This is a genomic window from Archangium sp., from assembly GCF_036388035.1.
In the GTDB taxonomy this organism is placed as follows: domain Bacteria; phylum Myxococcota; class Myxococcia; order Myxococcales; family Myxococcaceae; genus Archangium.
The window spans coordinates 1-22,056 of record NZ_DASVSO010000720.1 but is presented as its reverse complement, the minus strand read 5'-3'; the positions used below and the strand labels follow the sequence as shown (position 1 = coordinate 22,056).

General features: G+C 70.8%; 18 protein-coding genes. 11 read left to right on the top strand and 7 right to left on the bottom strand.

Annotated features, from left to right (window positions below):
* Window positions 1–1,314 (top strand): hypothetical protein (locus VF697_RS29580; protein WP_331100132.1); only part of this gene is annotated, 1,314 nt, incomplete at its 5' end.
* 68 nt (window positions 1,315–1,382) lie between these two features.
* Here the strand turns inward: VF697_RS29580 and VF697_RS29575 are convergent.
* Together VF697_RS29575 and VF697_RS29570 are read right to left on the bottom strand one after the other, a co-directional pair.
* Window positions 1,383–2,027: a hypothetical protein gene (locus tag VF697_RS29575; protein WP_331100130.1), complete on the bottom strand. Its 645-nt coding sequence runs from the start codon at window positions 2,025–2,027 to the stop codon at window positions 1,383–1,385.
* 120 nt (window positions 2,028–2,147) lie between these two features.
* Window positions 2,148–2,699: a hypothetical protein gene (locus VF697_RS29570; RefSeq protein WP_331100128.1), complete on the bottom strand. Its 552-nt coding sequence runs from the start codon at window positions 2,697–2,699 to the stop codon at window positions 2,148–2,150.
* A 530-nt stretch (window positions 2,700–3,229) separates the two neighbouring features.
* Here VF697_RS29570 and VF697_RS29565 point away from each other — a divergent pair.
* The 7 genes from VF697_RS29565 (at window position 3,230) to VF697_RS29535 (ending at window position 16,126) form a co-directional block, all read left to right on the top strand.
* Window positions 3,230–3,694, top strand: coding sequence for a hypothetical protein (locus VF697_RS29565; protein WP_331100126.1), 465 nt, complete (start codon window positions 3,230–3,232; stop codon window positions 3,692–3,694).
* A 12-nt stretch (window positions 3,695–3,706) separates the two neighbouring features.
* On the top strand, window positions 3,707–4,084 hold the full coding sequence (locus VF697_RS29560) for a hypothetical protein (protein WP_331100124.1): 378 nt from the start codon (window positions 3,707–3,709) through the stop codon (window positions 4,082–4,084).
* Window positions 4,085–4,237: 153 nt separating this feature from the next.
* Complete coding sequence (locus tag VF697_RS29555) at window positions 4,238–7,462, top strand: tubulin-like doman-containing protein (RefSeq protein WP_331100122.1); 3,225 nt, start codon at window positions 4,238–4,240, stop codon at window positions 7,460–7,462.
* Window position 7,463: 1 nt separating this feature from the next.
* On the top strand, window positions 7,464–9,857 hold the full coding sequence (locus VF697_RS29550) for a hypothetical protein (protein ID WP_331100120.1): 2,394 nt from the start codon (window positions 7,464–7,466) through the stop codon (window positions 9,855–9,857).
* Window positions 9,854–12,652, top strand: coding sequence for a DUF1998 domain-containing protein (locus VF697_RS29545; RefSeq protein ID WP_331100119.1), 2,799 nt, complete (start codon window positions 9,854–9,856; stop codon window positions 12,650–12,652). The genes VF697_RS29550 and VF697_RS29545 overlap by 4 nt, the downstream gene beginning before the upstream one ends.
* Window positions 12,653–12,694: 42 nt before the next feature.
* Window positions 12,695–14,050 (top strand): serine/threonine-protein kinase, encoded by a 1,356-nt coding sequence (locus VF697_RS29540; RefSeq protein ID WP_331100117.1) that lies wholly within the window; start codon window positions 12,695–12,697, stop codon window positions 14,048–14,050.
* A 27-nt stretch (window positions 14,051–14,077) separates the two neighbouring features.
* The gene (locus VF697_RS29535; RefSeq protein WP_331100115.1) at window positions 14,078–16,126 is read left to right on the top strand and encodes a serine/threonine-protein kinase; all 2,049 of its coding nucleotides are present in this window, start codon (window positions 14,078–14,080) and stop codon (window positions 16,124–16,126) included.
* Between the two features lie 7 nt (window positions 16,127–16,133).
* Here the strand turns inward: VF697_RS29535 and VF697_RS29530 are convergent, their stop codons facing one another.
* Complete coding sequence (locus tag VF697_RS29530) at window positions 16,134–16,625, bottom strand: hypothetical protein (protein ID WP_331100113.1); 492 nt, start codon at window positions 16,623–16,625, stop codon at window positions 16,134–16,136.
* 218 nt (window positions 16,626–16,843) lie between these two features.
* Here VF697_RS29530 and VF697_RS29525 point away from each other — a divergent pair, with 218 nt between their 5' ends.
* Window positions 16,844–17,761: a hypothetical protein gene (locus VF697_RS29525; RefSeq protein WP_331100111.1), complete on the top strand. Its 918-nt coding sequence runs from the start codon at window positions 16,844–16,846 to the stop codon at window positions 17,759–17,761.
* A 28-nt stretch (window positions 17,762–17,789) separates the two neighbouring features.
* Here VF697_RS29525 and VF697_RS29520 read toward each other — a convergent pair whose 3' ends face one another.
* Complete coding sequence (locus tag VF697_RS29520; RefSeq protein ID WP_331100109.1) at window positions 17,790–18,428, bottom strand: SGNH/GDSL hydrolase family protein; 639 nt, start codon at window positions 18,426–18,428, stop codon at window positions 17,790–17,792.
* Window positions 18,429–18,574: 146 nt separating this feature from the next.
* Here VF697_RS29520 and VF697_RS29515 point away from each other — a divergent pair, with 146 nt between their 5' ends.
* Window positions 18,575–19,549, top strand: a complete 975-nt coding sequence (locus VF697_RS29515; protein ID WP_331100107.1) for a 3-oxoacyl-[acyl-carrier-protein] synthase III C-terminal domain-containing protein — start codon at window positions 18,575–18,577, stop codon at window positions 19,547–19,549.
* Window positions 19,550–19,562: 13 nt separating this feature from the next.
* Here VF697_RS29515 and VF697_RS29510 read toward each other — a convergent pair whose 3' ends face one another.
* Genes VF697_RS29510 through VF697_RS29500 form a run of 3 tightly spaced genes read right to left on the bottom strand, consistent with a single transcriptional unit; the run spans window position 19,563 to window position 21,276 of the window.
* Complete coding sequence (locus VF697_RS29510; protein ID WP_331100105.1) at window positions 19,563–20,117, bottom strand: hypothetical protein; 555 nt, start codon at window positions 20,115–20,117, stop codon at window positions 19,563–19,565.
* A complete protein-coding gene (locus VF697_RS29505; RefSeq protein WP_331100103.1) occupies window positions 20,117–20,662 on the bottom strand; it encodes a zf-HC2 domain-containing protein in 546 nt (181 codons plus the stop codon). Before VF697_RS29505 ends, VF697_RS29510 begins: the two co-directional genes overlap by 1 nt.
* On the bottom strand, window positions 20,659–21,276 hold the full coding sequence (locus VF697_RS29500; protein ID WP_331100101.1) for a sigma-70 family RNA polymerase sigma factor: 618 nt from the start codon (window positions 21,274–21,276) through the stop codon (window positions 20,659–20,661). Before VF697_RS29500 ends, VF697_RS29505 begins: the two co-directional genes overlap by 4 nt.
* A gap of 207 nt (window positions 21,277–21,483) precedes the next feature.
* Between VF697_RS29500 and VF697_RS29495 the strand changes: the two genes are divergently transcribed.
* A partial coding sequence (locus VF697_RS29495) for a hypothetical protein (protein ID WP_331100099.1) occupies window positions 21,484–22,056 on the top strand: 573 nt, incomplete at its 3' end.

Sequence of the window (22,056 nt, the reverse complement as noted above, 5' to 3'; positions counted from 1 at the left end):
AGCGTCCCGGCCCAGGCCTCCGGTGACAATGGTTGCCCCCCCGGCGTCCGCTACGCGGGCGCGCCCAAGCTGTGCCAGCCCCCGCACCGCCACTACCAGGTCTTCCGCGCGCCCAACTCGCCGGACGCGCGCAGCCGCTGGACGCTGTCGCTGCCCCAGGGGTCGGGCGACATCGATTACGGCCTCATCCTCCGGTACGACCTCGAAGCGTCCCTGGCCGTGCCCGCCACCGCGCGCGTGGGCGAGCCGGTGCAGCTCGACGCACGGCTGCTCTTCCGGGGGAAGACCTTCGACGACGAGACCTTCTTCCAGGCGGACGGGTTCGCGGCCGTGGCCACCATCGACGGCCAGGAGGTGCCCCTGCGCCACGCTGGGGGAGGGCGCTTCGTGGCGGACTGGACGCCCTCGGAGCCCTCGCGGGACGGCGTGGCCACGCCCGTGTCGGTGACCTTCCGCAACGCGTGGATGGAGCAGAGCGCGCGCCGGGCCGTGCAGGTGGAGGGCTTTCTCGACCTCGCCCTGGTGCCCACTCCGGCCTCGCTGGACTTTGGTGAGTGGCGGGGGGAGCGGAGCGAGACACGCCGGTGCTCGGTGGTGGACCTGTCCCGCTCCACCAACGCGGACCGCGTCCCCATCTCCTGCACCGCGCAGGGGGTTGTGGAGGATGGCCTGCTCTCCTGCGCGCCCGTCGCGGGCTCGGAGGCGGAGCTGGGCAACGGCCGCAAGGGACAGCCCCTCGAGTATGAAGTCTGCTTCGTCGCCGAGGGGTGCTGCGGACAGCTCGCCCCGCCGGGGCTCGGGGTGCGCTTCGCCGCGAGCCACCCGCACTACGCCGCCGCCGCCGTGACGGTCCCGGCGGTCGTGAAGGTGGCGGAGACGGGCTGGTTGCGCTGCTGGTGGCCTTGGCTCGCCCTGGCGGGGGGCCTGCTCTTCTTCGGCTGGGTCGTCATGGGCTTCGTCCGGCCGCATGACTTCGACCCGGCCGCCAGCGTGTACGTGGCGGGCTCGGAGATGGGGCTCAAGCGCGCCTCGGCCCTCACGCTGCGCGAGACGCCCGGTGGCACCCGAGGCTTCTACCGCAACGCCCGGATGTGCCTGAACGCGGGAGGCGACTTCGTCCGCGCTCCGCGTGCGGCGGTGCTCGTGCTCGAAGCGGGGCCCGGTGGCTCCACGCGCTTCGTCACCGCCGGAGGGCTCGAGCGCAAGGTGCAGCGCACCGGGAAGTGGGAACCCGTGCCGGCCGAGGAGCTGGCGCTCGGGTACACGCCCAACATGGTGTACCGGGTGGGCAGCCTCTACATGAAGTGGAGCTGAGCGAGCGCCGGCCTCCACATGGAGGCCGGCGTCTTCCTTTTCACGGCGACCTACAACATCCGCCCCACTCAGAAGGTGACGATGCGGGGCGACTGCGGCGCCCAGGTGAAGAAGTCAGGGTAGATGGCGACGAAGCGGCTGCCCTGGAGGATCGGGTACGGCCAGGGAGTGGTCGCGGGATCTTCCGTGACCGAATTCCCGGTGAAGGTGCCATTCACCGCGATGTAGCCGGGGTGAAGGGTGAGCTCCTGCAGGGAGGTAGCGCCCGGCATCCCGGCCCCACCATTCGCCGGCACGTAGCTCGCCTGCAGACCCGCGATCCGATAGATGCCCAACGAGCTCGGGTCCAGACGGTACACGCGGAGGCGAACCCAGTTGCCGACGCTCCGGATGTACTCTCCGAAGGAGTAGGCCACCGCGAGGCCCTCGGCATTGGCCGCGATCGCGATCTGCGGCATGAGCTTCGAGGTCCCCAGCTCGAGGGTGTTCGGCGTCAGCGAGCAGGTGGCGGGCGAGACCACCGCGCTCTGGACGGAGATTCTGTAGAGGGTCTGGGGGTACGGATAGGCCTGCTCAACGTCCTGCAGGACCTTGATCGAGAACTCACAACCCTGCCAGGAAACCCGCGACTCGCTGACGACGGGCAGTGCGGCAAGAGCCGGTGACGCGAGCAGCGCGACCATCCCAACGGCAATCGTTCCAAGTATGCGCATGAGTGCAGCCTCCACTGGGGTAAGGGGAGGCGGACTCTACGCATCTCGAGCCGAGGAGCGCTGTACTGGAAGTCACGTAGGCGCGCACCGGAGGGGGCCGGGAACGGTGTCAGAGACTGACTAGCGGATGTTGCTGATGGCGCTCTTCTGCGATTCGTTCTGCATCTTGAGGATGCCGCCGATCATCTGGACCATCTCGGAGTAGTTCTGCAGCTCGTACTGGGCCTTGAGACGAGCGGCGTCCTTCGGGTCCAGGCCCTTGAGGGACTTGGCCTGGGTCTCCGACAGGCCCTTGCCCGTCTGCGCCATGGCGAGGGCGTCGTCCCACACGCTGCCGCTGGCCGTCGCCTGGCTCACCGCACCGCCGATGGCGCCCGCCTCGACACCCGAGCGAGTCGGGATGCTGGGCGCGGGGGCCGCACCGCCGATGGCGGGAGGGGTGGAGGGCAGGTTGGGGCTCACGCCCCCCTGAGTAGCGGCGGGCGAGGGCAGACCGAGGGCCTTGGCAACCTGCTCCAGCAGGCTCTTCTTGGCCGCCTCGAAGCCGGACTTGAAGAAGTCGCCAGCAACCTTCTTCAGCGAGTCCTTGATGCCGCTGAGCATCGAGCCGCCGCCGAGTTGGCTGAGCTTGCCGAGATCGATCCTGGGAAGCTGGAAGCCGCCGATCTTCATTTGAGTCCCTCAGAGTGCAGGGCAGCGCCAGCGCCGCCCGGAGTATCAAGAGATTATCGCGGGAGCCCTCCGGAAGTTCCGTGCCGGGTTCTTTTCTCGCTTCGAGTCTTCGAATAGCGATGCCGAGCCCGAGCCTTACCGGATTTCCCTGAATCAGGTTGGCATGTGGCCTTGCCGCGAGTCGCGGGTCCGTACCGTGGGCCCTGCGCGGGGGCATTCGCATGGACCAGCAACCCGAGGTTGTTCGTCTTCGTATCCCGTCCGAGAGTGGCGAGGCGCGTGAGGTACGTGCCTCCTCATCCCGCTGGGGGGTGCTCGCCTTCGCGTGGGCGGAAGGGCGGCATCTCGCCCTCCTGGCCGAAAACCTGCTCAGCGGTGGCCTGTTCAGCTTCGGGTTGGTGATCGCGCGCAAGTGGGTGCCGATCCGAGCGCGGTACGTGGGCGCCGGGCAGCACGGGTCGGGTCCCGGGGTGAAGCCGACCGTGTGGCGTGGGTCTGTGCGTCGCGTGTGGATCGGATAGGGTGGTGGGATGAGATGGCTCATCCTCACGATTGTCATGGCGGTGGCTGGCAGCGGATGTGCCCACGCGCAACGGCCGGAGTCCCGCATCTACGTCATCTCCGAGGACACGAACGGAGTGGGTGTTGCTCTCGGGACTGGCGGCGGTGGCTTCCGGAACTGCGATGCGGAGCAAAACGAGTGCTATGAGGAGTGCTGGAACGCCGATTCTCTTCCGTATCCTCACACGGAGCGGGATGGATGGTATCGGCAGTACTGCACCAACAAATGCCTCAAGCTGTTCATGGAATGCGAAAAGGCGAATGAGAAGAAGGTGAGGGAGCTGAAGTTCTCACGCGTTGATGAGGCGATCGGATGGATCAAGAGTCACAAGGCTGAAGTGGCGCTTGGAACGGTCGTCATCATTGCCGGCGTTGCCTTCGTCATTACGACAGGCGGCGCTGGCGCGCTGATTCTGGCTCCCCTTGCCCTCTGACCTGGTGCTCCGATGATCTACAATTCGAACTTCGATGTTGATGCCGTCATGAAGACGCTCGGCACCGTAAGCGACAAGTATCCGGAGGGCTCGCCGGAAGACGAGGCGCTTCGAATCGCCGCGGTGGCTCTGCTCTATGTGCGGGACATCGACAAGCTGGAAGACTACCGGGGCTACTTCCGGGACTTCGTCACCGGCAAGCCGCTGATCGTTTCTCAAGCGTTCGCGACGAGAGAAGAAGCAGATGAATGGCTCGCCAGTGGAACGGTCAAGCACGGCGATCTGATCACCATCGCTGGCCAGGGTTTCACCGTGCTCCATGGGTCGAAGGGGTGGAGTTTGGTCCGGACGCGGCTGCCGGATGAACCGGAGCCTCCAGACTCGAAGTAGGCAGAGGCGGGATTTCGGCCAACTCCGGAGTGTGACTCCCGGTGGAACCGCCTCGGTCGAAGAGCGTTGGTCCTTGGCTTCCGGCTCCCTCCGCGCGTGCTATACCGGCCGGGTACTCTCTACATGCAGTGGAGATGACTCGGAGGGGGAGCCTTGGGGCTGCTCGCGACGGAGAAGTTCAACCCGACCCTGTTCGTGGGACTCGGTGGTAACGGCGGAAAGATCGTCCAGCTGCTGTCTGGCCGGTTGCGCCGACACCCGAACTGGGAGCGCATCAAGTCGCTCACCCACTTCGTGGCCATCGACACCAACAAGGACGACCTCGACAAGCTCAAGGACGTCCCGGTGGAGAACCGTTTCCTCATCTCCGCTTTCGACGCGCGCGCCTACATCGAGCGCAAGCGCGGCCAGCGCGAGCTGAACGAGGATCCGCTCGTCACCCAGTGGGTCCCCTCCACCTACCAGTTCCGCTCCACCCAGGGCGCTGGCGCCGGGCAGATCCGCATGGAGAGCCGCCTGCGGCTCTACTACAACCTCGAGGAGGATCGGCGCGGCATCCGCAAGGCCCTCCAGAAGCTGCTCGACGAGTCCACCCGCCGCGAGAACCCCTGGCGCGACAACGAGAACCGCGTCGTCCGGGTGATGATCTACGGCTCGGTGGCCGGTGGCACCGGCTCGGGTGGCTTCCTGCCCATGGCCTACCTGCTGCGGCGCATGGTGCTCGACGCGGGTTGGGGCCGGCCCAGCGTGGTGGGTGTGCTCACCCTGCCCACCGCCTTCCTCGACAAGGTGAAGCCCCAGCTCCACCCGGACATCCTCGCCAACGGCTACTCCGCCCTCAAGGAGCTGGAGTACCTCAACCGCCAGCTCGACTACGCGGGCGGCGTGAGCGAGCTCGAGTTCCACTACGACCCGGGCACCCAGGACCGCAGCCGCCAGACCGTCGCCGAGCGCCCCTTCACGCTCACCTACCTCATCGATCGGCCCGACCAGCTCTCCATCGAGAAGTACGAGAACGCGGTGGCCGACGCCTGCTACCTGCAGATCTTCTCGCCGCTGCTCGGCGCGCAGGCCGGTGAGTACGACAACTACGAGAAGCACCAGAAGAAGCTCGCCCTGGGCCACTTCTCCGTGCACTACGGCTCGTTCGGCACCGCGCTGCTGCAACTGCCTCGCAGGGACCTGCTCAAGTACGCGGGCCTGCGCTACGTGGCGAGCGCCTTCCGTCAGTTCCTCTGCTTCGGCGCGGATCATCCGGACTTCCAGGTGCCCTACGGCGACCCGGCCTTCCAGCGCCTGGAGCCCAACGAGAAGAACCGCCGCATCGACGAGAAGTTCAAGGGCTACGTCGCCTTCCGTGCCGGCGAGGAGGAGCGCCGCGACGAGAAGGGCCAGTTCTACGGAATCCAGCAGCAGATCGGGAAGGGCGGGAAGAACCTCGCCGAGGCCTTCCGCGAGAAGCTCGAGGCCATCTTCGGCAGGCTGGACGAGCAGATCGACATCCCGGACGTGGAGAAGCAGTCCATCAACCCGGGCAACCCGTCGCTGAGCCGCGCCATCGCGGTGCTGCGCCGGGCGAAGGACGAGTCGCGCGCCCGCGTGTGCGGCGAGTACCTCGAGGCCCAGCGCGGTGACGTGCGCACCGGCCGCTTCTTCGAGTCCTTCTTCAAGGAGTACGAGGTCAACCCCATCTCGCAGCGGCTCTTCCTCATCCGCCTGCTGGGGGACTCCTTCATCGTCCCCTTCAAGGATCCGGAGGAGGGCGCGTACCTCAAGGCCGATGGCACGCCGCCGGACCTGGACAGCCCGGAGCTGCGGCAGGAGATCTCCCGGCTCGATGGCGAGATGGCGCGGCAGGCCAACCCCAGCTTCCTCCAGAGCCTCACGGACCGGGACAACAAGGCCTTCGCCACCACGAAGCTGCGCGCCGTGGCCAAGGTGGAGAGCTGGGCCAACGAGTTCCGCGACGAGATCAAGCGCTTCTTCTGGAAGTCCTTCGAGAGCGAGCTGCGCAAGGACGCCGAGGCCCGGCTGGAGTCCTTCCGCAAGGTGGCCCAGGTGGCCGACGAGCGCGCCCGGGACGCCGAGTCCCAGGCCGAGCGCTTCCGCAAGGATCCGGCCGCGGTGGACGCGGGCTCGGACGTGGCCCAGTACTACCTGGACGCCGAGGTGCTCCGCGATGACCGGCGCCGCGAGCGGCTGTGGAAGGAGTTCTACTCCCACAAGCTCGACAGCGACGCGAACTTCCGCGCCGCCGACATCTTCGACACCGTCACCGAGGCCTTCACTCCGGTGAGGGACCCCAACGGCCAGCTCCGCGCCCGCGACGCCAATGAGATCGTCCAGCACGTGCGCGGCAAGCTGGAGACGCAGGCCACCCAGGTCTACGGCAAGGTGATGGAGGAGATGGGCCTGGATCTGGCCTCGGGCCTGGACCTGGAGCAGCGCTACATCGCCCTGCACAAGGCCGGGAAGGACCTGGAGGAGCTGCGCCGCAAGGGCAAGCTGGAGGAGGAGCTGCGCGCCGTGTCCGCCACCGAGGTGCGCCGCGGCATCGAGGACCGGCTCAAGCGCCTGTCCGACGAGTGCGTGCTGCTGGCCCACATCGACGCCACGCGCCGGGACGACCCCACGGTGACGCCCGCGGACGTCTTCTACGCCGGCCTGCACGACAAGTACGCCAGCGACGAGGAGGGCTCGCTCTGGAACATCCTCCGGGGCGTGGTGTCCGGCTCCAACCGCGTCACGGGCTGGGAGGAGCGGGACTCGCTCGTGCTCTACCGCGCGCTGCTCGGCGTGCCCGTGTACTGGTTCAAGAACGTCCAGTCCGACCTGTACGCCGGCTACAAGCGCGTGCGCGACGACAAGAACCGCACCTACCCGCTGCACATCGAGGCGACGTGGGAGTCCTCGCCGGGCCTGCCGGACCTGGACCCGGTGGAGCTGAAGCGGGCCGAGGAGCGCCGCACCGTCGAGCGCGGCGCCCAGGCCACCCGCGAGGCCCGTGATGCCCGCCTGCGCGCCTTCACCCTGTGCGCCCTGTTCGGCGGCATCTCGCGCGACGAGGAGGGCTACCACTGGAGCTTCGCCGGCACGAAGAACAAGCTCGCCCCGGACCGGGTGCGTGCCTTCGAGGCCTTCCAGGCGCTCGACCCCGTGCTCCGCGAGGACCTGGAGAAGAACGCCCGCGACTCCTGGGTGAACGCGACGGTGGAGCGGCCCTCGCGCGGCAAGCTGCTCGAGGAGGTGCAGGCCCACCAGCGTCGGCTCACCGAGGCCTACGCTCGCGCCGTCGCCGAGCAGAAGGACGCCGAGCGCCGCTTCCTCCAGGACGAGCGCACCGTGGTGGAGGCGCTCGCCGCCGAGCTGAGGAGCTAGCTTGGACGCCGTCTCGTACCCCACCGTCCTCCTCGGGCTGGGGCGCTTCGGCCAGGAGGTCATCGGCCGCGCGCTCCAGTCGTTGGAGGCCTCCTCGCCGCTGCTCGGCGTGCTGCGCTGCGAGCCCTCGGGCGTGGCCGCCGGGCTCCAGCCCCTGCTGGAAGATCTGCTGCGCGCGGGCCGAGGCTCGGGCGAGCGGCGTGACCAGCGGTTGGACCTCATCGCCTTCGCCGCCGCGCTGCAGGGCGGGGACGAGGACCTGCTCATCGCGTGCGAGCAGGCCGCGCGCCTGCTGGCCGAGGGCTACGGCGCCATGTTCCCTCCGGACCGGCCGCCGGAGCAGCGCACCGCCACGTTGCACCTCGTGGTGCAGGTGCCGGCGCTGTCCAACCCCCGGGCCTCGGTGGCCCTCTCGCGGCTGGCCGCGCTGGAGAGCTGGGCGCGGGCGCGGCCCGTCTTCCCCGTGCTGGCCCGCATCTGGCTCGTGTCCCAGCAGACGGCCGCGGGCACCCTCACCTCCGAGGAGATGGTGTCCACCTGCGCCTCCTTCGCGCTCGGCATGGTGGCCTCGGGGCTGCGCACCGAGGACGAGGTGTCCCGGCGCATGGCCCACCCGGCGCGCGACGAGGGCCTCGTGGGCTTCGTCTCGCTCGCCTCGGTGGAGCTGCCCGAGTCGCGCCTGCGCACCTATGCCGCCGCGCGTGCCGCCTATGACGGGCTCGGGGTGCTGGTGGAGCGCGTGCAGCAGCCGGTGACGGATCCCACCCTGGCCATGGGGGCCGTCTCCGCGCTCCAGAGTGACCGCTGGCTGGCTCCCTTCGTCGAGGGCCAGGCCGCGCAGCTCTCCCGGCGCCTCGCCGCCGAGCTGTCCCGCTCCCCGGTGGACCTGCCCGCGCGGATTCACGTGGCCCCCCTTGACTCCGCCGAGGAGATTCGCGCCAACCACTTCGGCCTCTTCAGGCCAGCCTCGGTGGAGGTCGCGCTCACCACCGTCGATCAGGCGCGCACCGACGAGACCTTCCGTGCGCTCGACCGCGCCGAGGCCGAGGTGGCCGCCTCGGTGGAGCAGGGCATCCAGGCGGTGTTCGATGCCTCGCTCGGGCCCTCCTCGGGCCTGTCCCAGCTCCCCGCCGTCGAGCAGGGGCTGAAGCGCGTCATCGCGCAGCTCCACGACGAGCAGGCCCAGGAGGCCGCCGCCCTGCAGCGGTTGGACCCTTCCCAGCCGCCGGGCCCTCCGGTGGACCCGCACCGCGAGGAGCTGGAGCACGCCCTGCTGGAGCTGCCCTCGAAGGGGCTGGCGATGGCGGCCGCCGCGGCGCTCGCGCTCGCCGTGCTGCTGGGCGTCTCCTTCGGGACGCTGTCGCTCATGACTCCGGCCGTGCCCTCCGCGGGCAGCGGCCCCTCGCGTGTCCAGATTTCGGTGACGGCCACTCCGGCCCCCAGCGGCTTCGACTGGCGCGAGGCCCTGCCGTGGATTCTCGGCACGCTCGCCGCGCTGGGCGCTGGCGGTGGGTGGCTCTACTTCGTCGGCAACCACACCCGGAAGGAGGTCCGCCGGGTGTTGAAGCTCCGGCGTGACGCGCTGGAGTCGCTCATCAGCCGGGGTGGGGGAGGGCGTCGCGCCCGGCAGGCGGAGCTGCAGCTCGTGGTGCGCCGCAAGCGCGCCCGCCGGGGTGCCATCCTCGCCCTGGAGAACGCCGTGGCCCGGTTGCAGGCCGTGCGCCGCGCGCTGCTGGAGGCGAGGGATCGCAAGCGCCAGGAGCTGTCGGCGCTCGGCGTCACCCCCGCCGTCGAGGGCCGGCTGGACGACCTCGGGCCGCTGCTCGGCGCGGGCGGGCTGCTGCACGGCTCGCTCATGCCCTCGGAGGTCATCAGCCGGTGGATCTCCTCCCGCCGTGAGGTCTCCGAGGACCGTGTCTGGGCCGACCGCCTCCTCGAAGGGGCGTGGCCCCCGGGCGGGCTGCTCGAGGACGTGCCGTGTGGCGACCCCGAGCGCATCGCCGAGCTGAGCCGCCGTCAGGTGCGGCCCCTCGCCGAGCGCAGCGTGCTGGATGACCAGGAAGGGGGCCAGCAGGCGGCGGATGTGCTGCGGGACTTCGGCTCGCGGATGGGCGCGGTGCTCGCGCCGCCGTGCCAGCCGTTGAATGCCCATGGAGACCCGGTGCTCGGCCTGCGTCCCGGCGAGGGCTTCGTCATCGCTCCGTCGGCGGGGCGCGAGACGCTCGACGCGGGCCTGCGGGACGTGCCCACGCGCCTGCCCATCCTCTGGTCTCCCTCGAAGGCCGCGCGCGTCATCTTCCTTCGCACCTGGGAGGGCCTCTCCGTGGAAGAGATTGCTCGGGGGGCTCGCTCCGCTCCGCAGCCAGCCGTGGTGGCCCCGCGAGGTGGGCGATGACCTTGCAGCTTCCGCATCCGGCCGTCCTGGCGACGCTCGCGTACCTGATGGTGTGGGCCCTCGTGCTCGTCACCCCCGTGCTGGCCTGGTCCTTCGCGGCCGGGGTGGTGGGCCCTGGCCCCAACTCCCGCTGGCGCCGTGCCGCCCTTCCCGTGGGCAAGGCCGTCCTCGTCACCCTCGCGCTGGTGCTCCTCACCCGGTTGGTCGAGGCCTTCAGTGACTCCATGCGGGGAGGGCCGCTCGGGTGGCTCAACGCGCTCACGGCGCTGCCCCAGGTCCCGGGTCCGGGAGGGGCTCCGGTAACGGTGCAGGCGACCTGGTACCCCCTGGACGCGATCGTGCTGCTGGTGCTGCTGCATGCCGCCGCCTTCTTCCTCGCGGTGGCGGTGCTCGCCTTCCGCGAGGCGAACCGCAAGTTCGGCACGCCCTTCCGCGTCCCGCTCGCGGACCCGCTGGGGGTGGTGCTGCTGGCCATGCCAGTGCTGGCCCTCTACGCGGTGGACGGGGCATGGCGGCAGGATCGCCCCGGGCGCATGCTGCTGGACGTGGCCGCCGTGCTGCCCATGCTGTGCATGGCCCTCGCGGTGTGGACGCGCGCCGAGCGCCTCGCGCCCCCGCCCGTGAAGCAGGAGGCCCCCCAGCCGCAGGTGCCCGCTCCCGTGCGCGCGGACGTGCCGGCCCTCTGGCGGAAGCTGGGCGCCATCGACGCCAACGCCCGCCCGCTGCTCGCGACGCAGGGCACGGGCAACGCGGAGCCGGCTCCGGCCTGGAGCGCCGCCGCGTGGCGGGACTCGGGTGCCACCGGGGCTCCGCCTCGGGCGCTGGAGGAGATCGCCAGCGCGTGGGGCTCGCCGCAACAGGGCTGGCTGGTGGGAGATCTGCCCGACCCGACGGAGCGCCACTTCCTCATCTCCAGCGTGCTGCTCGCGCTCCAGCGCGAGGGCCTGCCGTGCCTCGTCATCAGCGACGAGCCCGAGGCGCTGCGCGACGCGGTGCTCGAGGCCATCTCGCGCAGTGGCTCGTGGCCCTCGGGGCCGCTGCTGGCGGGCGAGGCGGCGATGCGCGAGGCCTTCGCGGGCAACCGCATGCCGGCCGCCGTCTTCCTGGACGTGGAGCAACTGTCCGCCGGAGGCATCCGCGCGCTCGCCGAGACGCGCGGGGGCTGCGGTCGCCTGTGGGCCCGCTCCGTGGGGCTGGTGGTGCTGTCGCGGGTGGATCGGGGCACGCCGCTCGTCTCCACGCACCGCATGTTCACCCTGCGGCGGTTGGAGCTGGCGCTGTCGGCCGCCGGAGCGCGGTGGAACGTGCTGGCCACGGGCGTGGGCGGGGCGGGCACGCGCGGACTGGTGGAGCAGATGTTCCCGGGCATCTCCGTCCGCGAGGTGCCCTTCACCCCGCGCGCCGCCGCCCCCGTGCGCGTCTGGCGCGTGGCGGAGGGCTTCCGCTCCCAGCCCGGCACGCCCTGGGTGCGCCGGGCGTTGGAGCCCGTGGTGGGGGCGAAGCTGCCCGCCGCCGTGGGCGACCCGAGCGGCGCCTTCGACCTCAAGGCCGTGGACTTCTGGGGCGGCGAGCTGCGCTTCGTGCGCGACGTGTCCCTCTTCGGCGTGGCCTCGGTGGGCTCGCTCGACGAGGCCTGGGTGGTGGCCGCGTACCGGGCGCTCCCGCACCGGGTGCCGCTGGCGGACGGGCAGACCCATGACGCGCTGTGGGGCCTCTCCGACAACCCGGTGACGCGCTTCCTCACCCGGGACGGCAACCTGGATGGGCTCTCCCGCAACGGCATGCTGATGCCGCCGCGCCCGCTCGTGGGCTACCACAACGGCGCGCTGGCCTCGGCCCACCTCAAGGCCGCCATGCAGGAGGGGACACAGGACGTGGAGTCCCTGGCCGCCGTCTTCGGCCGCTCGCGCGTGGAGCAGGTGCTGGGGCCGAAGTTCCGCCCCGAGCGGCACGTGGTGCGGCTCGCCCAGGGCCGCGAGCCCGTGCGCAGCCCCGTCGTCCCGCCCGCGATGGCCGAGGTCGTCAACCCGCTGCGGCGCACCGTGAGCGAGCAGGTGGTGCGCGTCCTCGACGTGCACAGTGGCCAGCTGCTCACCGAGGTGGATCGGCTGCTCGTGGAGACGCGCTACTACCCGGGCCGCGTCCTCGCCGTGGGGGACACGCGCTACGAGGTGCCGCTCCACTCGCTGGACACCAAGCGCAACGAGCTGCGCGTGAAGCCGGTGCCCAACGACAGGCCCCTCACCCGGCCGCAGCTGCGCATCCAGTTCGAGTCCGCCACCGTGGTGGAGTCTCCCCAGACGGTGCGCACGGGGCGCTGCGTGTACCAGGTGTGCACCCTGGACGCGACGGTGGTGGAGAGCGTCACCGGCTACTCCCAGGTGGGCAAGCCGGGGCGGGTGGACGTGGGCGCGGTGAGCTGCCGCTACCGCACGCGCGTGCGCGGCGTCTTCTTCCCCGCGGCCACCACGCCCAATGTCCTCTTCCACCTGGCGCGCTCGGCGGACGGGGTGCTGGTGGCGCACCTGCTCTCCAGCGACGAGGACATGGACGTGGTGCCGGTGGGGCCCGGCATGTTCCCCGAGGCCCCGGCGGGCATCGTCGTGGTGGACCGGTACCTCCAGGGCATGGGCGTGGCCGAGGCGCTGGACCTGGCGCTCGTCGACGACACCTTCAAGTGGGTGCGGGCCATCCTGGCCAACTGCAAGTGCGCCAACGGGTGCCCCGAGTGTACGCCCCAGGACGTGCTCGGGTTCGGTCCGGACAAGTCGGGTGTGCTCGGGTTGTTGGGGTAGTGGAGGCAATCGTGTCGTGGGGTCGAGCGTATGAGCGGTGACATGAACCTCCTCCAGCCCGGAACGCAGCTGGATGGTCGCTACGAGGTGGTCCGGCTGCTCGGGCAGGGCGGCATGGCCGCCGTGTACCAGGTGCGCCACCTGGGGCTGCACAGCACGCACGCCCTGAAGGTGCTCAACGCGGACCTGTCGCGCAACGACGACATCCGTGGGCGCTTCCTCGCCGAGGGCCGCATCCAGGCGCGCCTGCGCCATCCCCACATCGTCCAGGTGACGGAGATCGTCACCACCCCGGTGGCGGGGCTGGTGATGGACTACATCGAGGGCCCCACGCTCGGTGAGTTCTGCCGGGGCAGGGGACTGGAGCCCAAGCTGCTCCTGGAGGTCTTCCTGCCGGTGCTGGACGCCGTGGAGGAGGCGCACCGGCACGGCGTCGTCCACAGGGATCTCAAGCCGGACAACATCATCATCGGCAAGGACAGCCGGGGCCGGCTCCAGCCCAAGGTGACGGACTTCGGCATCGCCAAGGTGCTGGTGGGGGAGAGCGCGGAGGGCAAGGCGCGCACCCAGGCCGGGGCCCGCATGGGCACGCTGCTGTACATGAGCCCGGAGCAGATCCGCGGGGCCGCCGAGGTGGACGCGCGCACCGACATCTTCGCGCTGGGCGCCATCCTCTACGAGGTCGCCACCGGGCAGGTCGCCTTCCACGCGTCGAGCGACTACGACACGATGAAGCGCATCGTGGAGGGCACCTACGAGCCTCCCGAGCGTTTCGTGGGCGAGCTGCCGCCCGTCATCGCCGGCTGCATCCGCAAGGCGCTGGCGGTGGAGCCCTCCGAGCGCTTCCAGGACTGCGCCGCCTTCCGCGAGGCCCTGGAGCAGGCGCTCGAGGCGAACCCCGAGGTGCCCGAGCGGCCGTCCCGCTCCTACGCGAAGACGCAGGTGGGGCACGTCGCGCCCCCGTCCGAGCCCGTGCGGGAGTCCGCCTTCGCCGCGACGCACCTCTCGAACAGCGGCCGGCCCGCGATGAACACGGCGCGTCTGGAGCCCACGCCGCCCCCGCCGCCGGACCTCCTCGCGCCCCGGGCCCCGTCCCCTCCCGTGAGAGCGCCCCCGTCCGCGCCCCCGCCCGAGCAGCGGGTTGCCTCGGGTTCCACGCCTTCGCCCGCGGTCGCCCTGCTGCTGGGCCTGTTCTGCATCCCCGGGGTCGGTCAGCTGTACAACGGGCAGGTACTCAAGGGCATTGGCCTCCTCCTGCTGTGCGGCCTGCTGGTGGGCCCTATGGATACAGGGATGTGCGGCCTGTTCGTCGTGAACGTCCTGCTGGGTATGGACGCGTACCGCATCGCGTCCAAGCGCAGGGGCGGGAAACAGATAGGCTCCTGGGAGTTCTTCTAGGCGGGAGCGGAGGCGTGGAGTCGTCCCATGTTGAGCCCGGGTGACGTGGTCGAGCGCTATGAGGTGGAGCGCGAGCTGGGTGGCGGCGGGATGGCGCGCGTCTACAAGGTGCACCATGTGGCCCTCGGCAGCGTCCACGCCCTCAAGGTGCTCGACCCCGAGCTGGTGGTGAACCCGGAGATTCGCGCCCGCTTCCTCGACGAGGGCCGCATCCAGGCGCGCCTGAAGCACCCGAACATCCTGGGCATCACGGACGTGGTCGCGGCGCCCGGCGTCGCGGGCCTGGTGATGGACTACCTGGAGGGCGAGTCGCTCGACAAGTACCTCGCCCGGGTACAGCAACCTCCGGAGCCGGGCGAGGTGCGCGACATCTTCCGGCAGGTGCTGGCGGCGGTCGGGTTCGCGCACGCGCAGGGCGTCATCCACAGGGATCTCAAGCCCTCGAACATCTTCCTGGAGGAGAGCCACGGCCGGCGGGTGGTGCGCATCCTCGACTTCGGCATCGCCAAGGTGACGAACGCCGAGGGCAGGCCGACGACGCGCACGGGCGTGCGCATGGGCACCCCGCAGTACATGAGCCCGGAGCAGATCCGCGGGGCCCGGGACGTCACGGTGCGCTCGGACATCTTCTCGCTCGGAGTCACCCTCTACGAGCTGGCCACCGGGCACGTGTGCTTCCAGGGCGAGAGCGACTTCAACATCATGGAGAAGGTCGTCCGGGCCGAGTACGTGCCACCCGAGGTGGCGCACCCGGGCCTGGAGCGCCGGCTCCTGGCGAGCATCCACCGGGCGATGGACCTGGACCCGGAGCGTCGCTTCGCCTCGTGCCAGGAGTTCGCGGACGCGTTGGTGGCGCAGGCCCCGGTCGAGCAGTCCGAGCCGCCCGTACAGGAGGCTCCGCCCGCGCCTCGGGTGGTGACGCCCGCCCAGGTTCCCGTGCCTCGGGCCGCGACGCCCGCCCAGGTCCCCGAGGCGCCAGGCTCCTCCCTCTTCCATGTGGCGAAGAGCCCTCCGGTGCCCAAGCCGCAGGCGCCCTCCACCTCCGTCGCGGCGAGCCCGCAACCCGAGCCCGTGCAGGTCTCCTCCGCCCTGGTCGAGGCGATGCGGCGGGCCCCACGCAAGGAGTCCTGGAAACCCGAGCCCGTCCCCGTGAGGACGCCCGCCGCCCCTGTCACGGCGGTACGGGCGACTCCAGCCGCTCCCGTCAAACGGCCCGAGCCGGAGCCTGTCGCGCGCGTCGTGGAGGCTCCGCGGGCCCCGGCGGCTCCCCTACGGGAGCCCGAACCGGAACCCGAGCCGGAGCCCGTCGCGCCTGTCGTGGTGGCTCCCCCGGCCGCTCCCTCGCGTGAGTCGGAGCCTGAGCCAGAGCCCGTCGTGGTGGCCCGGCAGGCGCCAGCCGCCCCCGTACGGGAGCCCGAGCCGGAGCCCCTTGCGCCGCCTGCCGCGCGCGTCGTGGAGGCCCGGCAAGCCCCGGTCCTGGTGACCCAGCTCGCCGAGCCGGCGCCCCCCGCGCCCATCGAGAAGAGCGCGCCCGCCCCGGCTCGTGCGCGTGCCGTGCCGGCGAAGCCCGCTCCACCCTCGGGGCAGGCGAATGCTCAGCCCCACCTGGTGCGCAGGGCCTGGTTCTGGGCCCTGCTCTTCGCGCTCGCGGGGGCGGGGGTGATGCTCGGTCTGGGGTTCCAGGCAGTGCAGGCGGGCCACACGGCGCCTCCGAGCCAACCCGCGCCGAAGCAGCCGGAGTCTCCCGCGCCGAAGCAGAAGGAGGCGGCGGCCCCGGTGCCACGGCCAGGAGACTCGCCCGTCACCCAGCCGCCCCGCGCCGAGGCGCGAAACGCGAGCCTCGTCGTCGACGTACGGCCAGCGCGCCGCACCACGTTGGAGCTGACGGACCCCAAGGGCCGGCAGCGCACGGTCCCCAGTCCCTATACGGAGCCGAAGCCCACGCCGGGCGTGTGGCACGTGATGGCGAGGGCTCCGGGTTACGAGGCCGAGCGCTGGACCGTGGAGGTCACCCCGGGCAAGCCCGCGCGCCTGCGCGAGAAACTCACGCTGCGCGCGGGCGCGGACACGCCCTGAGCCATCCTCACCGTAGGTCGCGCTTGCGGAGTGTCTCGATGGCCTTGAGGATGGCCGCGCGGTGCTGGGCGGCCTTGAGCCACCTGGGCAGCCGGCTGGTGAGGCCCCTGTTGTGCCAGCCGTACGACGAGTGCCGGGTCCGCTCCCGAAGCGAGGCCTGGACGAACGCCTCGAGGAAGCCCAGGTGCCGGTGGTTGAAGGCCCACAGCAGGTGCTTGCCGCAGTGGATCTGGAGGCGGAGCGGGAGCCGGAAGTAGAAGTCCCGCATGGGATCGGCGTACCAGGGCATGCTCACGCACTGTCCCTCCCACGGGTTGCTGAACCCGCAGTGTGTGCACGTCACGCGGCGTGAGGCGAAGATCCCCGACTCACCCGCCTGCCTCGGGAGCACGAGCGCGGTCCGCTCGCACCTGGGGCAGACGACCCGGAACTCGTCGAGGAAGGTGCCCCACCACTGCCCCGCGGATTGGAGACGTTCCTTCTGGGTCTGTGCGTGCATGGCGGGCTCGGACGGTGGGGAATTCCATTGCTGACGCGCGTGAGGCGCGCTCCCCACGCAAGTTTCACCCAGGACTCCTCCTGGCACGCAAATCCTGCATTTTTCAGCATTGTTTCCAGAGGGACACGCGTGGCCTGGGAATTGAAGTCTCTCGCACTGCGCAAGCAGCTGCCGGTGCAGCAGACGGTCGCCCCGAGGGGCGAGTGAGGTCACACCCCATGTTTCCCCAGTCCTTCCGTACCACCCCGGGTCGCGTGAAGGCGGCCATGCTCGCCGCGGTGACGCTGCTCGTGCCCGCGGCCTCCCGGGCGGCCACGCCCGCGCCGTACTCGGTGCCGTGGCAGCTCCGCCCCACGGCGGCGCTCAACGTCGTGCGCTCCGACACAGCCCTGGCGCTGAGCCAGCCCGCGGACGGCGGCCAGAACGTCACCGTGGCCTCCATGTTGCTGGCCTCCTACAAGGTGACGCCTCAGCTCGCGCCCTTCGTCCGGCTGGGCGTGGTGCATCACAACCCGGCCACGGGTCCGAGCGGCTCCTCCTTCGTGAACCCGGCTCTGGGCGCCACCTACGCCCTGCCAGTGAATGACTCGCTGCGGCTGGCCCTCTTCCTGGGCTTCACCCTCCCGGTGGGCATGTCCGGTGGCAACGAGCCCGAGGCCTCGGTGGCCGCCGCCACGCGCTCGGGCGTGCTGGCCCGCTCCGCCATGGACAACGCCATGTTCGCGGTGAATGACTTCACCGTGTTCCCCGGCGTGGGCCTCTCCTATACCGCGCGAGGTTTCACCGCCCAGGTGGAGGCCACCGTCCTCCAGCTCACCCGCGTCCGGGGCGAGGCGGTGCAGCCGGACCGCTCGAAGACGAACTTCACCTCGGGGGTACACCTCGGGTACTTCGTGCTCCCGGTGATGTCGCTTGGCGGCGAGGTGCGCTACCAGCGTTGGCTCTCCACTCCCGCCAGCGTCACCTCGCCCGAACTGCGCGACAACCTCACCGTGGCTGTCGGCCCCCGCTTCCACCTCAAGGTGCGGGAGGGCCTCACCCTTCGCCCGGGACTGGCCTACGCCTTCGCGCTCGACGCTCCGATGTCGAAGCTGAAGTACTCCATCGTCCAGCTCGACATCCCCATTCTCTTCTGAGTCCCCGCGACGTCGCGGGACGGTGGCGTCAGCCGGTGGCCTGCTCGGTGCCGGCGCCGCGGTCGGCGGCCTGGAGCAGGGTGGGCCAGAAGTGCTCCGCCATCCGCGTGTAGCCGGTGTCCGAGGGGTGGAAGCCATCGGCCGAGAAGTAGTCGGTGCTCCCCGGCAACTCGTGGCGGCTGGGCGTGTGGAGGTCCACGCCGAGCAGCCCGTGGCGGGCCACCACGCGCGCCACCGCCTCGTTGAAGGCGTCGATGCGCTGGGCGATGAGCTCGAGCGGGACGAAGTGCGTGGCCAGCCGGGCCACGGGCGCGAGCGACATGTCCGGCAGGTTGGCCAGCACCACCGGGGCGCCCGTGGACACGAGGCCGCGCGCGATCTGGTCGAGGTTGGACTCGAAGGCGTGGGGCTCCACACCGCGCCAGATGTCGTTGATGCCCACCGCCAGGGACACCAGGTGGGGACGCGCCCGCAGGGCCTTGGGGAGCTGGCCGGAGAGCAGGGTGGCGCTGGTGGCGCCGCTCACGCTCAGGTTGAGCAGGCCCACGCCGGCTCGGGCGCGGCGCAGCCGCTGGAAGAGGTGCTCGACGTAGCCGCCGTGGCGCGCGCCCACTCCGACACCGGAGGAGTCGCCCAGGGCCACATATTTCAGGGAGAGTGCGCTCATGAGCGTCCTCCCATAGCGGCCAGGAGACGGGTTCGCAGCGGCGCATGCCCGCTCGCTCGGTGGGTGGGCGTTTACACGCTGGGCAGGTCCACTGGGATGTGCTGATTTGCCCGAGAGGACCCACGTCCCCTCACACCGGAGCCGAGATGATGACTCGCCCTTCGATTGCCTTCCTGGGTCTTGGCGCGGCGCTGCCGGAGCGGGTGCGCACCAGTGCCGACCCCATCTTCGACCCCATCCGCGAGGCGGCCCGGGCCCAGGGGGTGTCCGAGGCCACGCTCTTCTACGGCAACCGCGAGCACCGGTGCCTGGGGCCGGGCGAGTCGCTGGCCTCGCTCACCGCGCAGGCGGGGCGCGCGGCCCTGGAGGACGCGGGCGTGCGGCCCGAGCAGGTGGACCGGCTCTACGGCTACCTCGCCGTGTCCGAGTTCATCACCCCCAACGAGCTCTACCAGGTGCACCGGGAGCTGGGGCTGGGCTCGCACGCGCTGGTGGTGCCGGTGCAGGCCGACTTCGGCAACTTCATCATGGGCGCCGTGCTGGCCTGGGAGGCGATGCTCGCCGGGCACTCGGAGCGGGCGCTCGTGGCGGTGGGGGCCAGGTGGACGGGGAACCTGGATTACGCGCAGGGCCACGCCTTCGGGATTGGAGATGGGGCCGGCGCGGCCGTGCTCGGACCCGGGGAGCGGCTCGTCCTGGTGGACTACGTCGCCGATACCTTCAGCAACGAGTACGGGGCGATGACCCTGCGCCCCCGTCCCGAGGCGGGTTTCGACAAGCCGGTGTACGGGCTGGAGCCCTCCCGGGGCGTGGAGGCCTTCCTGCACACCGGCATGGAGGGGCCGCCGAAGCTCGTCGAGCGGCTGCTGCGCAAGCACGGCCTCACCGGGGACGACATCACCCTCGTGTCACACCAGGCCACGCGCAAGCTGCTCGACCACTGGAAGGAGAGAATCCGCCCCCGCGAGTACCTGCACACCCTCGAGGACTGCGGCAACGTGGTGCTCGCCTCCATCCCCGTCACCCTGGCCCGCTACCACCACGAGCTGCGCACGAAGTACCTCGTCCTGCTGGGCATCGGCATCGGCGCGCACCAGATGGCCCTGCTGGTGCGCGTGTAGGGCCGGGGCGGGCCTACGGGCCGCCAATGCCACGCTGCCGCAGGCGCTCCTGCTGGCGCTTCATCCGCTCCTGCTGCCGTTGCTGGCGCTCCTGCCGCCGGTCCTCGCGCTCCGCCTGCCGCACCAGCCTCATCAGCTTGCCCTCGTGACGGGCCATGAAGATGGCGAGCTGCGCCCGCTTCTGCGGAGGCAGGTCCTTGGCGAGCGTCTGGTACATGTCGCGGTCCAGCGCCGTGAGCTGCGTCCGCGCGTCGAACACCCGCTGGACCGACGGGTCCACCTGCGCCTGCGCCGAGGTGTCTCCCTCCGCGGCCCGCCGCAGCACCTGGGCCGAGTCGCGCACCTGCTCCAGCAGCGGTCGCCGCTTCTCGTCGAACTGGCGCATCGTCTCCGCCATCTTCAGCGCCTGGGCCTCGTTGAGCTCCAGCTCCTCCGCCAGCCCCAGCACCCGCATCATCCGCGTCTGCTTCTCCGCGCGCTCGGCGGCGTCCTTCTCCTCGGGCGGCGCGGCCAGCGCCACCAAGGGAAGCAGGGTGAGGGTCAGCACCGCCAGTCGAATGGGCTTCATCACAGCGACTCTCCAGCGTGGGGGTAGGACAGAAAATCCTCGAGCTCGGAGTCCGACGGCTCGGCGTCGTCCTCGAGCTGCTCGAGTTGCTCCTCGGCCGGGTCGAGCGCCTCGGCCAGCGGATCCGACAGGGCCCACTGCTCCAGTTCGGAGGGGGTCTCCTCCTCTGGGCCGGTGGACAGCTCCAGCTCGTCCGGCGGTGCGAGCGGGGCCACACGCCGCTGCACCATCGGTCCGAGCACCAGCAGCACCGCGGCGGCCACCGCCATGAGCGCCCCGGCGGTCCGCATCCGCGCCGCCTGCCGAAGCTGGGTGCTCAGCCAGGCATCCGCCGTCGTCCGGGGCAGCGCCGCGAGCAGGGCCTGCTCCCGGGCCGACGCAGGGGGCAGCGCCGCGAGCCCGAGCACCTCGCGTTGGGCCTCCGCTTCGGCCCGGCACGCCGCGCAGGACTCCAGGTGCGCGCGCACCCGCGCCTCGTCCTCGGGCTCCAGCGCCCCCGTGGCATGGAGGGTGAGCAGCTCCTCTTGGTCCTGGCACGCGCTCATCGGCGTCCCTCCTCGGGTGTGTTCGCCACCTGCTCCCGCAGGCGCTTCACGGCGTGATGGAAATTCACCTTCGCGTTCGTCTCGGTGATGCCGAGCGTCTCGGCGATCTCCCGGAAGCCCAGCCCTCCGTCCACCCGGAGCGTCAGCACCTCGCGCTGGCGGCGGGGCAGGGCGAGCACCGCGGCGCGCACCTGCCGCTCCCGCTCGGCGCGCTCCAGGGCCTCCTGCGCGGACTCGTCCGGGGCGGCGGCTTCCGTCACCTCCACCAGCTCCATCCGGCGCCAGCGCAGCCCCTGGCGGGCATGGTTCTTCGCCAGGTTGAGCGCGATGCGGACCAGCCAGGCCCGGAAGGGCGTGGGGCCGGTGGGGCTCCAGCGGGAGAAGACGCGGCGAGAGGCCTCCAGGGCTCGCAGGAACGCCTGCTGGGCGAGGTCCGCCGCGTCCTCGGGCCGGGTCGTGTAGCGCCGCATCAGGGCGAAGACCAGGGCCCGGTGCCGCTCCACCAGCGTGCCGAAGGCCGCCTTGTCACCCGCCAGGAAGGCGCGGCACAGCGCCTCGTCATCCGGCTCGGTGGCGGCCTCCGTCAGCGCCAGGGATGTGTCCAGGGCCTTCACGTCCCTACAAACCCCGGAGCCGGCGAAAAGTTAAAGGCGTTTTTCCACGCGGCCGCCCAGGTGGAGAGAGGGGGTCTGCGAGGTAGTTGCATCAACCCTACTTGAAAGGTTATATTGATACTCGCGCTGGCGGAAGGCTCCGCTAGGCTGCGAGTCGCGGCTCAGGGCGGCTCCAGGAATGCCCGGGAGGGCGAGGAGGGAGTGACGATGGTGGAGACGATAAGTGGCGAGATGGGCGCGGAGATCCTCAAGGCCGTGCAGGGTCTGGGTGCCCGGATGGACAAGCTGGACGCCCGGATGGACAAGCTGGACGCCCGGATGGACGAGCTGAATGTCCGGATGGACAAGCTGGAGACCCGGGTGGAGGCGCTGAGCGTCCAGATGAAGGAGGTGACCACCCAGGTCGATGTTCAGACCACCCGGGTGGCGGCTCTGGGCTCCCAGATGGATTGGGTGAGCACCCAGATGGAGCTGTTCAGCAGGCAGATAAAGGGTCTGAACACCCGGGTGGACGGCTTGAGCGTCCAGATGAAGGAGCTGACCACTCGGATGGACAAGCTGGAAGTCCGGATGGCCAAACAGGAGGGGTGGATGGATGGACTGGGGAATACGTTCTACGAGTGGGGCGGCAAGCTGCGCGGACAGCTCAAGCAGGACCTCGAGGAGGGCTTTCGTCAGGTGCAGGCCCGGGTCGACCGGACGGATGGCGCGGTGGTCCTGATGGCCTCGGTGCTGCGCCGGCCGACGGAGCTGGGCGAGGACCTGGAGAAGCGTCTGGGC